The sequence below is a fragment of the Sivoneniella epilithica UHCC 1019 genome (genome assembly GCF_040830845.1).
Lineage (GTDB): Bacteria > Cyanobacteriota > Cyanobacteriia > Leptolyngbyales > Leptolyngbyaceae > ULC077BIN1.
Window position 1 is genome coordinate 89248 of the sequence record NZ_JBFPDP010000008.1, and the last position, 14998, is coordinate 104245.

Genomic DNA, 14998 nt, shown 5'->3' on the forward strand with positions numbered 1-14998 from the left:
GTTTTGATTCAGATCGTCGCTGTAATGGTCGTTGAGTATGACACTCCGAGATCCAGATAAGGACTTTATCAAAGTCAATAAAGCATTGGGCAAAATTCCCAGTATTGGACCGATTCCAGCGAATCAACTGGTGCCCTGGGCGGGTATATTTCTCATCTCCTGGCTTGTAACGCGGGAACTGCTGGGTCTCGGACTGTTTGCCTTCTTTGCTCTCTCGTTCTGGCTGATTGTCAGTTGGTGGCTGCTGACCGGCAATAGATCGTACGAATTTACCGATCGCTTCAAAAATCCACCGGGAAGCGATTGGACAGTGGGCGATCGCGCTTACCGATCGTTACTTCAGCGAACCAACAAGCAGCCCATCCAGCGTCGATCACGCACACCTTGATTTCTGTTATTGAGACCGTTGCTATGAACCGGAAACATCTTCCAAAAACAGTGGTGACCGACCAGTGGGGTCAGCGTCAAGTGCTGCATCCGTTTGAAAATCAACTCGACCTATGCTGCATGGCGCGACTACTCAAAGAGAATCGCGAAGTGGGTGCCTATCTGCTCAATCAGGGCAACAGTTGGCAACTTGTGTTTGGCTTTCGGCTACGCGGATTGCACACCCATCTGACTCGCGAAGAACTGATGTCTATCAGTACGCAACTAGAAGAGGCGATGAAAGACTGTCCAACCGGGGAGTCCCTGCGCTTCTACCTGAGTTGTTTTGCCGATGACACTGGTCGCCAACAAGAACTGGACTCGCTGGTGAATCAGACTGCATCCTCCTTGGCACGGGTGCTGGGACGCTCTGAGCAGGCACGAGTACAGCAACTCACCCAATCGGGAATGCGCCGACAGTGGGAATCTCTGGTACTTTGCACCTACACCATAGACGAGTCCGGTCAGCCGCAGTGGGGCGATGTGATCAGCAAACTCACCCGCAGCCTATTAGCAGGGATGCAAAACTTTTCAGACTGGTTACGAGGCGCGGAGCGGGAGTCACATAAACGGTTTTTGGTGCAGGTCTTTGCTCAAGCCTGGGAGTCCTTTCAAACCTGGGAACTGCTGCTCAACACCAAAGCGGGGCTGGAGGTTTCACCTCTGAGCGCGGAAGAGCTATGGCAGTGGATTTGGCACCGATTCAATCGGGTTGCGGCACCACCCATGCCACAGTGCTTAACCTGGCAAGACTCATTGGAGGGAGTGGAACTGGTGGAAGCTACCACGACTCACCGCCATTCCACTACTGTTTTGATTCAAGGTAGGGATGGTCAGTCGGCGTGCCCTGAACATCGGCAGAATCGCTCCTGTATCTGGGTGAATCGGCGAGTGGGCGGACTGCTGTTGATGCAAGACCCGCCGGAGGGTTGGCTCAACACCCGTGCTCAGTTGTCTGCTCTCTGGAAGGTGCTGGCTCATTCTCAAGTACGCGATACCGAAGTATTGGTAGAAATTAATCCCGCCAGTCGAGTGTTGATCCAGGACAACCTGGCACGAACCGCGCGGCAATCCCGCACGTCATCCACTCGGTCATTGCAAAAAGGGCAGGGGCGCGATGTCGGGGCGGAGGTCAAGGCAGAGGAATCGTTTGAGGCACAGCGCAAGCTCTACAAGGGTTCGGTGGCATTGCATTGTTCGGTGGTGCTGACGGTGTGGCGCAACACCACCGATGAGTTGGATAGTGCCTGTGACCTACTGGCAAACAGCTTTGGCTCTGCCAGCGTGGTGCGGGTGCGCCATACCGCCTGGGATGTCTGGCTGCAAAGTCTACCGATTACTTTAAGGCGGCTGATGCAGTTCAATTCACCGCTCGACTTAGAAGACCGTCGTCTGACGCTCGATAACGAAACGGTGATGGGAGTAATGCCGCTGATGCTGCCGCGATCGCTGGATGCTCAGGGCGTAGAATTTGTGACGATGGCAGGCGGCAGACCGATTCATTTAGATTTGTTTGAGCGGCAGACCGTCCATGCCTTGCTCACTGGACAAACGGGTTCAGGAAAATCAGTGCTGCTGGCACAGTTCATCTACCGGGCATTGCTATGCAACATTCCCGTCACTGGGATGGATATGCCAACCGCAGCGGGGGAATCGACGTTCAAAACGCTGGTGGAAGCCTTAGGACCGGAACTGGGCGCTTATGTAGATATCCGCTCCAAGCAGGATAATTTGCTGCAACCGCCGGACTTAAGGTCGTTTGATGAGGATCAGTTTGAGTCGCGGCTGAAGTCCTGGAAAAGTTTTGTTCGCAAAGCGCTCAACACGCTGGTCATGGGCAAACTGCACATTCCCCACCTAGCACAGCGAGTCGATGACATCCTGCTGCAAGCCTTGGAGGTATTTTTAGAAGATGGGGAGATCATCGAGCGGTACAATCTGGCATTTCAGTTTGGTTGGCGATCGCCCCAATGGCAACAGATGCCAACGCTGTATGATTTCATCCGGTATGTCTCGAAAGAGCGGTTGCAGTTGACTTCCTACGAAGCGATCGATGCCCAGGCAATTAACCAGATTCGGTCGCGCCTGCAAGCAGTGTTAGCTTCTCCCTTAGGCGATGCGATCGGTCGTCCCAGCAACATCTCGCCGGAACCCCTAATGAAGTTCTTTGCCCTGACTGGATTGGACAACGACTTTGACTCACTCGTGCTGTCGATCGTCGCCTATGGAGCCTGCATTCGGACGGCGCTCTCTTGTCCGAAGAGCCTGTTTGTCGGAGATGAGTTGTCCACGCTATTCAAAAAAGATGGCTTTGCCAATGTGGTGGGAGAACTCTGCGCCACGGCTCGTAAGGATGGCATTTCCATTCTGCTCTCTTCTCAAGACCCCGACACGATCGCCACTTGTTCAGCGGGGTCAATGATTATGCAGAACCTGACCTATCGATTGACCGGGCGATTAACCGCCAATGCCTGTTCGTCATTCCATCGTTATCTGGGCTATCCAATGGAGGTGATTGTGGAGAATGCATCTGAGAAGTTTTTACCGCGTCGCTCCAATCTGTCATCTTGCTGGTTAATTGAGCGATCTGGTCAGTTTTGGAGTGCCTTCTACAGTCCAGCAGAGATGCTGCTGGCAACCGTTGCCAGTGGCGAAGGCGAACGCGCGGCACGGGCACGGGTTTTAGCACAGTATCCCGATACCGAACTGGGGCGGATTCAAGGGCTGGCAGCGCTTACACCTCTGTATATCGCAGCGCTCAAGGAGGGGAATGGGTTTGACCAGATTGCTGCCGAATCCTCTCAGTCTCAATCGCGGCATCCAATGGCATCAGACCAGCCACCCGAATCTCATCACCCTTTGATTCAGGTTCACTAATTTAGACTTTTTACACGTAAGGAGGCAATATGCATCGGTCATCAATTTGGAAACTGCTGTTGGTATCCCCGATCGCAGCGGGAGCAATATGGTTGGACAGTGGCAACCCAGCATTGGCACAGTACACCGATTCCACTGGAGTGCCTGTGAATACGGGTGGATTTGCGGGTCCGATTAATGGCGGTCAACTACCGAACAGTGCACTCAACCCAACGCCTTTAACCGTGCCTAATGATATTCAGCAGACTGTTCAAACCATTACTTCGGTGTTGGATGGCGTGGGGCTTGGTAATGTTTCATCAGAAATTCGCTCAGTCCTTGCCCAACTCTCAGGCTGGTTCAATCTGGGTACCATTTTTGGTTCAGACGGCGCGATCGCTCAAGTATTACAGGGCAATTTGTCAGGACTGGGAATTCCAGATGCTTCCAAAACCGCATCTACAATTTTTCAAGATGGCAATGTCGGAGAGTCTTCAACTTTAGCCAATCGGTTAGAGATCAAAACGCAACAGCCCAGTTTTGGCGTTAAAGCGGATCTAAATCACAGTTCGGATCGGGATGCCGCACGGGGGATTGCTTACAGTTCCGCGATCAGTGAATCGGCACAGACGCAAGGGCAGCAACGACTGCAATCGGTGAGTAATGCGGCAACCGTCAACACGCAACTGGGGCAGGAGTCTCAGACGTTGGATGTGACTCAGCAAATCATGCAGAACCTCTCCGGGCAGATGGCGCAGGATGCTCAGATTCAGGCATCGTTGTACGGCGAAGCCTATCAGGCACGGATTGACCGAGCAAACGGGTTGATCCTTCAGACCCAGATGGCGGAACTGTTGAATGGAAAAAATGCGTCTGAACGACGAGCAGAGATCGCGGTCAATCGAGGGGCTGGACGCGGTGCGGCGTTTCTCAATTTACCGGGTGGCAAAGTGTTGGACGGTAGCAGTGCTGCCTCAATTCCGGGGGGAATTCGGGCAGCACAAGAGGCGGTGGCTCCATCAAATCTGCAACGAGCTTTGGGTGAGTAGGAAATTGCGAGAAAATCAATGAGGACATTCAATTCATTCGTGCTGGCTCAAACCGGGGCTGATTCTGCCTTTACCGTGATTACGCAGACAATCGACCTGAGCCGCAGTACCGCAGAAGCCTGGAACCGGGTTTGGACAGAAATCTTTCGCCAAAATATTGCGACGGGAGAGGCGGGACTGTGGGTGTCATTGGTGCGGTTCTCGTTGACGCTGGCAGCCATTTGTATTTTATTTCTGGCGATCAAGGACGGTAAAAACATCGTATCCCGGCAGTCCTGGTCAGACTTAGCAGCGATTTTTGTCTGGCCGTTGATTGTGATTCTATTTCTCAGCGGCGATGGCAATTTACTATCCAATACGGTGCTGTTTATTCGCAACTTCTCGACGACTCAAGTGCGGCAAGTGCTGGAAATTCAAGTGGGTGATTTGACGTTTGAGCGGGCGATCGCCAATACATCTCTAACGCAATCGGCACGCTCTCAAATTGATGCGATTTACCTGGAATGTCGAGACAAGACAGGGGATGCATTGGTGCGCTGCTGGAATGACCCGGCAAAGCAAACAGCGGCACAACAGATTGTGGCGGATGCTGAACGAGCAAATGGTGGCAACGGATTGCAGGTATTGCGAGATTACTTGTCAAACCTCAATTCACTTGTAAACCCGCTGGGGTCATTTGTTGAACGGGGACTGAGTGGGACATTGCTTGACCCTTTGTCTGCACCGTTGCAAAAGCTAGCAGAATTGATTCTATGGGGCTTAACCTGGGCGTTTCTCAATGCCTTGGAAGCGGCATTGTTGCTGACTGGGATCTTTGCGCCAATCGCGATGGCGCTCAGCATTATCCCGATGGAACCGAAGCCCATTTGGACCTGGCTGATTGGGTTGGCATCCCTGTATTCGATGCAACTGGGATGGAACCTGCTGGTTGGGATTATGTCAACGGTGCTGGTGATTGCCGGGGCACAGACCATTACGGATTTGGCATTCCCTCTGTTCATCGCAATTTTTGCGCCATCGATTGTCACCACGCTGTCGTTTCGGGGTGGAGTAGCGATCTACAGCGCCATCAGCAATTCATCCAGCGCCATCCTCAATGCCGTGTCAAACTTCACCGGAGCATTGACCACCATTCTGGTCAGGGGCGTTTAGGGGCAGCAAGGTTGAAGGATTGAAATAGGAGAATTGAGGCGATGGCAAGTGGAACCAAAGGTCGAATCGGAAGTCGGGAGTCCGCACGGGAGTGGCAAAACCTGACGAATCCTAAGAAGTTAGCGACAATCTATAAAACCTTGAAGGAGGCAGTTGCCGCCGCCCCTCAAGATGGGTCATTGCAATCCTGGCAGGATGTCAAAGCGTATATCGAAGGGTTTGCTCAAACCGAAAGTTCAGTGCGAGTTGCAGTGGGGATGGATCTGGTGGAAAACAATGGCATGGTGGGGGGCTTTCGGTTCTACTATGCCGATGAGCCAGCCGAGCGCACCAGCGGCAAGCATTTGATTGCTAACCTCAAAGAAGCGGGTGCCAATCCCAAACTGCCGGACAACTACTTTACGCCCTCTGTTCTAGCGGAAGCTTTGGGGTTGGACAGGAATTTCGACTTAGGGGAAGTGGGCGAGGTGACTGCACCAAGCCTTGATTTAGGAGAAACAGCAGCTTGGAGTGATAGCGACGGAACAGATGATGCAGACTTGCAGGAAGAACCTTTGATCAATGGTCACAACCAGCTACGGAGTATCGACCAGCTAGCGGTTCTGCCACAGCATTCCACACCATCGCCTCAGCCAGAGGATGAAGATTTGGGGCTGATCGACCAGGCGGTCGCGGTGGAGGGTACACCCAGTCCATCGGCTCAAAAATCTCAGCGGCAGTCCTCTCAACCCTCTTCTGATGCCCAACGGCGACCGCCTTCTCAACCGTCTGCTGACAGTCAACGGCGACCGGCTTCTCAACCCCAATCCAGAACCGGACGACTGGCACAGGAAATGTTACTGGCAACCGACCAGGCAACCGCATCTCTCGCAGCGGGTGGCGGACCGATGGATGGCATGAATGTCATGGGAGCGTCGGGGCGGATGGCAAATAGTGTGGCGGCATTGGGAGCTTTAGCAGTTGGAGCCGTTCATGGAGCGATCCAGGATGCACGTCTGAAAGCTCGGTTGCAACGAGTAGCGCGGGGGGCACACCAACAGGCGATGCGGCTTGATACATTGGGTGAATGGGCAGAGGCGCTGCTGGATGAGCCAGACGCAGTTGAGCCAATTGCCCCTGTGCCTTCTATCCAATCGCTTCAGAATCAACCGAGATCGCCCCAAACCCAACCCCCTGATGCACCTCTGGCAGAGGCAATGACGGTCATGGGTGAGCAGGTGAATCGGGTGCAGCAAGCCATTGACCCCTCTCTAGAACCATTACAGCCTGTTCGGTTTAACTCCAAGGCATCGATTGAAGATCGGCTGACGGCGTTAGAGGAATACCTGGAGAAGTTGTCTAAGCGGTTGGATCGGCTGGAGCAATCCATGTCTCGCTTAGAAGAACAGATGGCGGCTCAATCTGTGCAGTCAGTTCAAATAGACCATGCAACTGAAGCCGCACAACCAGAGGAAAACGTTGAGCAACAGGACTGCGCCAATCACTTACATCGCTATGCATTAACTCTTGCGGCTGAGGGACATTCAATTGACACAGTGCCCCTCTCTCCGACAAAAGCACTCCAGGTTGGATATGACGAGGCATCTGGAATCAATTTAAGAGTGACTGAATCAAACGAGCAAACACTCAGTAAGCAAGCGTTATTTGCGGCAACATTGCCTGATTCAGAACTTGAGCAAGGCATCGGATTTGGGCAATGGCAAGTCACTCAAGATGCCCTGTCACCAGAAGACAAGCAGGCAATCCTAGCACTGCCTCAAACCCCTGAGCACTATCATCAGCTTGCAACCGCTCAAAGTCTGGTGGAGCAATTCGTGCAGCAATCTCCAGAGGCATTTGCAGATCCGCAATCGTCTGCCTTTGGTTGGGCAGAGGATGGGCATCTGAAGTACGAGTTTGAGCGGGAGGCAGTGCAGCCGAATGGATCTCGCCTGTTAGCTGGGTACATCGCCGATACGAGCGATCGCGTTTTCCTGGCACGAGTGGAACCAGATCATCCGCCTGCGATTTTAGAGTGCCAGATTCCGACGGCTGAAATGGAGTCACTGTTAGAGGCTCAAACCCATGAGGCGCGACCGACGGATCAAGCAGATCAGGGCGATCGCCCTCAGCGACCTCGACGGCAACAGCAGCCATCCCCTCGCCTACGTCAGCCCACACCTCAGCTTTAATCCAGGGGTAGGACATTGCGATGAAAACAGAGCGGCTCAAAGACGGCGGGTTATCGATTCCAACCTGCTCCATGCTGGCAGATGGCAGTCGGCGATGGGTGGAGCCGACGATCGTGCGTCACTCAATTCTGGAGACGCTGTTGTCACCTAAAGAACTGGAGTCACTGCTGCTGGTCAAACTGGATCGACCCACAGCAGAAACAGAGAACGCCCACCAATTGCTCAAGCCCAGTCGCTTCGGGGATGGGGTCGCCCGCTACCTCACCTTTAGCTCGGATGGTAATTTCTACTTTGCCGATCGCCAACTGAAAGCAAAGCTTGACCCATTTTTCACCGCCAGGGATACTGCCTGTCGCTATGGCTCTCTGCCCGTCAGCGATTGCTACAAGGGAGTCGTTGCAGCGAAAGGCTTGCGAGTCAAGGTGGTCGATTTTAAAGACGATCAAGATGCGGCGTTTGAATCGGAAGACTGTCACGGCAAGTTGTCAGCGTCGTGTTTTCAGCAGTTACAAAAGCTGGGCTTAAAGGGGTCAGCCAATCGTCCGTTCCAGTTTCGGCTTGCCTACCAGCCTGAGTCTTCCGGGCAATCTCCAAACGCTCCACCGCAGGCATTTCTGGCAAAGGGCACTTTCATGGTGGATGACACCGTGATGAATGGCTATGACGTGATTCTAGATCGCTCTGCCATTAAGGGATTGAACTCCACATTCCCCTGTGGGGACTATGTGCTACCAACTGCCACCATTGGCGATCGGGCGAATGCTCAGCACATCCCTTACCGCAATAGCTGGCAGTTCTCCATGTGGTTTTCCAAGGAGGCAGTGTTGGCAGACTTCCTCAAACCAACACTCAAACTGGTGGATGAACTCACGGCACGGCAGCGTGATCCACTGTCCCTGTCGCGGTATTTGGTGGAACGCAGTGACCAACGAACAGCAGCGCTGAGTGGCGGTTCTGACCCAACGGAAGCGGATGAAGTAGGAGAAAAACGCACGGAGTCGCGGATGATTTCATTGCTTCGGGCTGATACGTTAGGGCTATTGTGCAAGGCACCCAAAGTGGTGGATTTCTTACAGCAGCAAACCGCAGAAGCGTGGCAGAATGGGGCAATCAACGGCGGCTATTTGCACAACTCTGGGATGGCAATGCCCATACCCAAAAGCTACGACCTGCCGCGTGGGGTAGTCTGTGTGCCCCATCTACCGGAAGGAGAGGTGATCATCACTCGCTTGCCAATCATTTCCTCGGACAATATTCGCCGCTACGAGAATCGCCACATTCCCAAATTGAGCCAATACAAAGGCTGCGTTTGGGTGCATCCCCAGGATTGGCAGGAGCATCATCAGGGCGACTTTGATGGCGACCAGGTGGTGGTGGATTCGGCTCGGCACCTGCCCCATATTGCCCAAGAAACGTTACGGGCGGGCGAACCGGGTCGGTTTCCACCCATCGCTAAACGCGATAAACTGCCCTACACGGCGGTTCGAGATCAGCAGGGGAACCATGTTTACGACACGCTGTCCAAAGTGGCGGTGGCAGCCTACTGCAACAATGACATTGGGCGGGTGGCGACGGCGATCGGACGAGTCCATACGGCATTGCCCACAGTTGAGCAAACGTCATCGACAGCAGGATTGAAACTGTTCGGGCGACAGCAGCAGCAATTATTGATGGATTTGATGGGAGCATTGCAGGTTGCCGTGGATGGTCCTAAAAGTGCAGAGCGGGTGGAGGATGTCTATCCTGACCTGCTCAAAGATGTTCGCGCTTGGGCAACCAAGCATCCCTCGCCCTTTTTCGACTACTACAAACATCCCAATCTCTATCGCACCTTTGCGATGCCGACTCAGGTGCCGGGACAGTTAGAGACACCAGCGGTCAGTGTGTTGGCGGAAGCAGTCAATCAACGGTGGGAATCGGTGAAGCTGCAAGCTTATACCCGTGAGCATTTTCGCGGCTTGTTTGGCGATATGCGGGGCGTTGATGTCAACATCCTGGATTATGCCGAAGAACTCAAGGCGCGATTGAATCGAGACATGGGTGAACTGCGAGAACAGGCTGGAGAGAATGACCAGACATTCAAGGAAGCAATTTCAATCCTGTATGACTCGTATCGAGCAGAGATTCAAGAGGTGTTTGAGGCTGAAACCGAGAAGGAACAGGTGGCATTGGCAATCTGGGATATTGCCCATCGACGGGATGATCTAACTCGTGAGCGGCAGGCATCGTTGGAGGTAGCAGAGGGGTTGCCCGTGCTGTTTGAGCAAGGGAGCTATGAATTACCGGGTGTGCCGTTTGAGCTAGAGGCGCATATCTTGACAGTGCCGTTTGATCGGGCAGAGGACTGGTGCGATCGCCTAGATGGATGGGAAGTCCATTACGATGCAGTGATTCCGAGAGATTTGCCTGTAGTAGATTTTGTCATGCCAGACCTATCAGTCGAAGAATTAGCAGCGATCGCATCGGAGGTATCGCGATCGCTGCCAGTTACCTTTGGGCAGCAGGAATATGACTTCAATGACGATGGGTTCACCCAGCCTTGCAATGTATTGACGGTGCCCAAAAACAAAGCAGAGGAATGGATTGAGAAGTTAACGGCAAATGGCATTGCCGTGGAGGTGCTGGAGAATCTCCAGGTTCCAGCACTGGTCGATCTGGTGTTGCCTGACCTGGTGGAAGCCAACGCTGAGATGCTGGAGGCACGATTTGGACAGAATCGAATTCCCGACCGCTTGAGTCTGTATGGGCAGGTGCCTCACGATTTGCGGAGTACGCCTTCGCCGGAGTTAGCAGCGCGAACCCAATCCGAGGTCATGCAGGGCAAGGCGGCACTGGCGTATCTGTTGATGACAGAGCAAATATGCAACTTGCTGGAGCAACATCAGGTTGACCAGATTCGAGTGATTGGCTTGCGGCACAATGACTACGCGAATGAAAACTTTGACCGTTGGCAGGGACAGGAGCGATCGTTCTCTGTAGTGGCAATGGAAATGCACTCAAATCACCCTCAGTATCACCGCTACAATGGAGTTCCAGCTATTCAGGTGGAGGATGCTGGGGTGCTTGGAGTGTTCGCACCGGAATCTGCCAAATTGCCGATTGGAACTCGGTTTACGGCAACAGTTGGGGATGCAACGCGGTCAGCTCTGTCGTTGAATATGGAACCAGATTCAGTACGAATCGTTGGGCAAGAGCGGGAGCCAGAATCATCGCACAAATCTCAGGCGGTGGTTGTGGAGTTGGCGGGTAGAAGAGAAAGAGGAAAGGAGGGAGGAGATCGCCAACAGGCAGCATCGCTACAGAAGCGATCGCGATCTGCTGATTATGAACTTTAGTTTTAGGAGCAAGAAAGAGTCTGTACCAGACAGCAAATGGGACAAAGCAAAACTATGAACAATTTAGAAAAAACTAAAGCCGATCTTGCCACGACTGCGGATCGCGTTTACCGTGAAAGCAACCAACAACAGCAATGATGTCCTGGTCAAAGACGTAGAGGATTCCGTAGGGGAAACGTCGGACTAATGCTCGCCGTAGTTTTTGATGGATGATTGGATAGGCAAGTGGGCTACGCCCAATCCCAGATAGGCAGGTATCGACTGCACGAACAAACTCAGAGCCTAAACCTGAAGTCTGTGCCTCATACCACTCAAAAGCGTCTTGAATATCTAATTCTGCCTCTGGGCGAATGATCAGACTGTAGCTCATTGGGAGAAGCCTAATCGTTGCTTGACTGCTTCCCAGGTTGAGCCAGCAGTTGGGTCTTGCTGATAGCGTTCTAGTCGTTGATCAAGCTCCTGCTTTTGGGCATCGCTTAAGGGAAGTTCGTCTTGCCGCTCTGAGATGCTGTCCCAAAGATCTTCGGCAAGTTGAATTCGTTCAGCAATGCTGAGTTGAGCGATTTCAATTTTTAGGAGCGGGTGATTACTCATGATGGCTTTATTTCAGACTATGGCTCGATTTTAAGGTGAATTTGGGCGATCGCCTTGTGTGTGTCAAATTATGCTACTTGGTCAGAATCTAGAGGCAAACTAATTTGAGGCTTGCAATCGGTAAACGTCAAGGAATCAGGGTCTAGGAAATCTGCTAACGCCATCTCTAGCACTAATTCGATGGTGTAGCCGATTTGCTTCGCATGATTCAAATAAGCATCGCGGATGCGATCGGGCAACATTGCCAACAATGTCAGTGCAGCATCATAACTGAGATGTTTTTGATTTGGCTGTGGCGGCGTGGGCATCGTCATGACCTCTAGTCTTGATACTAGTTTAAGGGTTCTAGAGTGCGATCGCATTCTATCTTTCACACGACGTGAATTCCTCCCTCTCTCTGCTGAAGTCCTTGAATGATAGCGGATTGAGTGGTGTATTCAGATTGCATTGTGCCGCTGGTCAGATCAAAATAGGTTGCCAGCCGCTTTAGCTTTCCGGTTAATAGTTCCGCTAGCATTTGTGCCATCAGAATCGCCGTTTGGGGATTCACCAGCAGCCCTTGCTCATCGAGAGTAGCAACTTCAACACAGGATAATGGTGGATGGGACGGTTGTGCGACTGAATTAAGCAGGAGTTCGGGAGCTTGAATGGAAGGGGCGGGCAATTTCAAGCAACCCAGCTCTGGGTGAAACTGAAAGTCGTCAGGATTGGTTGAGAGGGTTGAGCCAACCAGCACTTGCCCAGAATGGTGATGATTGCCGCCATCGATCCACCAGGCATTGGGCGTATCAGGGTAGTGGTTGGCGAGGTCTAATGCATTTGCCAGTTCTCGTCGAGCCGTACCGTTATCCACACATCCCAGCAGCACCGTCAACGCATTCCGTGCGACCCAGCGCCCTTTGAAGGGTTCTGGAACCGCTTGGATCGGCAGTCCCCAGGCAAGGGAATATCGAGCCGCTAACACTTGGGCTTTGTTGAGCCCAATTTCTGCTTCACAAAAACACTGACGGGTAATATTCCTGGCTTCTACCAGGTCTGGATCGACCAGGGTAATATCAACCGTATTGCCAGACCGAATTAATTCTCTGGCGATGCGGCACACCAGTTGCACCAGAAATGAACCCGTTCCACCACAGCCGACAATCCACAGGTGCAAATGGCTGTAGGGCTTAGGAACAACGGGCGTTGCATTAACCAAATCATCATTGAGAGATAAGGTCATCATCCTCTCTCCGATTAGTAACATCATCTACAAAAACATCTGCACTCAACTCAAAGATTAAGGTTGCTGGAACCTGCCAAAAATGTCCAAACAAACCCACTCGAAATTGCATTTCAGGGCGAATGCTACGCACCTTGCCAAATACACCATAAATCCGAAAGCCATGACACTCATCGGCATCATCTGTGGATGAAAAGTAGGCTGACATCTGATGATGGGAGTGAACTTCAAGCACCGCTTGAACTGCGGATGAATCGCCATCAATGCGAATTGGACGGCAATGGAACCTACCTTGCTCTTGTTCTGGCACAACCAATTGCCAGTCTTCTTCTACCCACAACAGATGAAACAGAATCTCCAGCGGGTTATTAGGATCAGCACATGCCTGACACGATCGCCGCCACATTTCAATCAGTAGGGCTTCAGGAACTTTTGGCTCGATCGCCACAAAAGGGGTAATGGTTACTAATCCTTTGATCGGTTGGGTACGAGCGATCGGCATGAGGACTTCGAGTCCGGGTCGTATGGCTCTGGCAAAAATCCCATTGCCACCAATCAGATATTCTAATCCGGTGCTAGTGTGGGTTGGTAGTGGCAACTGTTGAACAAATTTATAGCCAATTAAATCAGTGCTTAACTCAGTCATGGTCTACTCCAATGATGTGATTAACCCATTTCTCTACAGTCCAGGTGGGATGACCCATCGGTAACAGGTCATTCACGGGATAGGTCTTGCGTCGATGCAGGCTTTGAAGTTGAGCACAGACATTACCGTGATGCTTTCTAGATTTGCCCATCACTAGATGGGTGTTGAATGGGCTGGTGATAAACAAATCCCAGGCAGATGCGATAGTTTGAGGAGTGGCAGTGGGAGGTTGATTGTTGCCCCAGCAAACCTGTCCAGCGTCGTAAATGTTGGGCAGAGGCGCATGATAGCAACGAGCAGATTGCTCAAGCTCTTTCGTGGAGATCGCGGTGATCCAATACTTCTGCTCCATGCCAATCATGAGCATTCCCGGTAACGGAGTCGTCAGATGGGCTTGGTCTTCCAGGGTCATTGTCTGCTGACCAGGTGGAATCCACAGGACTGCCCAACTGCCTGTCACATTGCGCCCATGCCGCACCACTTGCACAGTTCCTGGCAGCAGCCAGTCTGAGTCAGAGGTTTGGGTATTGAAGGCAGCGCTGATGGTCGCTGGAGATAGGGATTTGTAGGTGTAGGTTTCAGGATGGCTACCATCGCGGCGTTGATAGAAGTATCTGCCTTTAGAAATAAGGATGGCGGCATCCAATTCTTTCCAGCCTTGCAGAGGATTGGAGAGCAGATCGCGCAGAAGTTCTGTTTCAATGGTTTGTAAATCTGTTGAGGTCAGTTTTTGGGATAGGGTTGATTCCATAAGTTCAGCACTTTCTGAAAGCGGGGGGTTAAATCCTGGTTGAGCCACCCAGAAAACTCTTGGCACAAGTTCAGGTAGCGGTTGGCGCGGTGCCATTCCCGTTCCAGGTATCGCAAGGAGTCTTCCGCCCAGGGCAGTGTGGTTTCGCATTCGCAGCCGTAGAAGGCTTCATTATTGGTCGAGTCCAGCCAGAGGTTGCCCGTGGATTTTTCCAGCACCGCCAGTACCATCGGCAGAAATTTCAGAGGCGAAATCAGCGAGTTACAGTGGCGACGCAAGTGTTTGAGTGAGACGTGATCTGGGTGCTGAATGGCGTTGAGCCGAACGCCAGCTTCAGCTTCGTACCACTCCATGCCATCGGGGTCAATTGATTCCAGCCAGTAGCGTCCGTCTTGGATAAAAGGCAACAGGAATTTCCATTCACTTTTCAGCGTTTCAAGTGCTCCTTCTTCGTGCCAGTCAATCCCCATATCGACCAATGGAAAGCGGTGGATGAGGCAGTCTTCAGCCCGCTCGATCATCCACCAGGAGATTGGCAGTTTCATATCGAGCCATTTGAAAAACTCCAGGTCGCGATCGCTATGAGTGTCTTCTTCTGTTCCTTGCCTGGGGTAGATAGATGACTGACTGCTAATGAATTTGTCGGGAAAGAAGGTCTGGTAGAGTTCCAGCAAACGATAGGTCAAAAAACGACGCTGGAGAAATTCGAGGGCATCCTGGCGATGCAGCACCGCACTCGGTTGAAACGTCCGCAGCCGATAAATGGCATCCTGGCTATCAGTCGGAATGGTCATGG

The 14998-nt window shown here is 52.3% G+C and carries 13 protein-coding genes; 6 read left to right on the top strand and 7 right to left on the bottom strand.

Annotation, left to right across the window (positions count from 1 at the left end; all coding sequences use genetic code 11):
- The first annotated feature begins 37 nt into the window (after positions 1-37).
- Genes AB3R30_RS07450 through AB3R30_RS07475 form a run of 6 tightly spaced genes read left to right on the top strand, consistent with a single transcriptional unit; the run spans position 38 to position 10989 of the window.
- Positions 38-388 carry a hypothetical protein gene (locus tag AB3R30_RS07450; RefSeq protein WP_458648531.1) on the top strand — a complete coding sequence of 117 codons (351 nt, stop codon included), beginning with the start codon at positions 38-40 and terminating at the stop codon, positions 386-388.
- Positions 389-411: 23 nt separating this feature from the next.
- Positions 412-3303 carry a hypothetical protein gene (locus tag AB3R30_RS07455; RefSeq protein WP_458648532.1) on the top strand — a complete coding sequence of 964 codons (2892 nt, stop codon included), beginning with the start codon at positions 412-414 and terminating at the stop codon, positions 3301-3303.
- A gap of 29 nt (positions 3304-3332) precedes the next feature.
- Complete coding sequence (locus AB3R30_RS07460; RefSeq protein WP_458648533.1) at positions 3333-4331, top strand: hypothetical protein; 999 nt, start codon at positions 3333-3335, stop codon at positions 4329-4331.
- Between the two features lie 18 nt (positions 4332-4349).
- Positions 4350-5483, top strand: a complete 1134-nt coding sequence (locus tag AB3R30_RS07465; protein WP_458648534.1) for a hypothetical protein — start codon at positions 4350-4352, stop codon at positions 5481-5483.
- Positions 5484-5524: 41 nt separating this feature from the next.
- On the top strand, positions 5525-7654 hold the full coding sequence (locus tag AB3R30_RS07470) for a hypothetical protein (protein ID WP_458648535.1): 2130 nt from the start codon (positions 5525-5527) through the stop codon (positions 7652-7654).
- A gap of 20 nt (positions 7655-7674) precedes the next feature.
- Entirely contained in the window at positions 7675-10989 is a 3315-nt protein-coding gene (locus AB3R30_RS07475; RefSeq protein WP_458648536.1) for a hypothetical protein, read from the top strand.
- 73 nt (positions 10990-11062) lie between these two features.
- On the opposite strand, the gene AB3R30_RS07480 is transcribed toward AB3R30_RS07475, so the two are convergent.
- From AB3R30_RS07480 to AB3R30_RS07510, 7 genes are all read right to left on the bottom strand, one after another.
- Entirely contained in the window at positions 11063-11359 is a 297-nt protein-coding gene (locus tag AB3R30_RS07480; RefSeq protein ID WP_458648537.1) for a type II toxin-antitoxin system RelE/ParE family toxin, read from the bottom strand.
- On the bottom strand, positions 11356-11583 hold the full coding sequence (locus AB3R30_RS07485; protein ID WP_458648538.1) for an addiction module protein: 228 nt from the start codon (positions 11581-11583) through the stop codon (positions 11356-11358). The genes AB3R30_RS07480 and AB3R30_RS07485 overlap by 4 nt, the downstream gene beginning before the upstream one ends.
- Positions 11584-11651: 68 nt before the next feature.
- Positions 11652-11891, bottom strand: coding sequence for a hypothetical protein (locus tag AB3R30_RS07490; protein WP_458648539.1), 240 nt, complete (start codon positions 11889-11891; stop codon positions 11652-11654).
- Between the two features lie 62 nt (positions 11892-11953).
- A complete protein-coding gene (locus AB3R30_RS07495) occupies positions 11954-12808 on the bottom strand; it encodes a ThiF family adenylyltransferase (RefSeq protein WP_458648540.1) in 855 nt (284 codons plus the stop codon).
- A complete protein-coding gene (locus AB3R30_RS07500; protein ID WP_458648541.1) occupies positions 12786-13451 on the bottom strand; it encodes a Mov34/MPN/PAD-1 family protein in 666 nt (221 codons plus the stop codon). Before AB3R30_RS07500 ends, AB3R30_RS07495 begins: the two co-directional genes overlap by 23 nt.
- Entirely contained in the window at positions 13444-14202 is a 759-nt protein-coding gene (locus AB3R30_RS07505) for a hypothetical protein (RefSeq protein ID WP_458648542.1), read from the bottom strand. The genes AB3R30_RS07500 and AB3R30_RS07505 overlap by 8 nt, the downstream gene beginning before the upstream one ends.
- Complete coding sequence (locus AB3R30_RS07510) at positions 14175-14996, bottom strand: hypothetical protein (RefSeq protein ID WP_458648543.1); 822 nt, start codon at positions 14994-14996, stop codon at positions 14175-14177. The genes AB3R30_RS07505 and AB3R30_RS07510 overlap by 28 nt, the downstream gene beginning before the upstream one ends.
- Between the last annotated feature and the right edge of the window lie 2 nt (positions 14997-14998).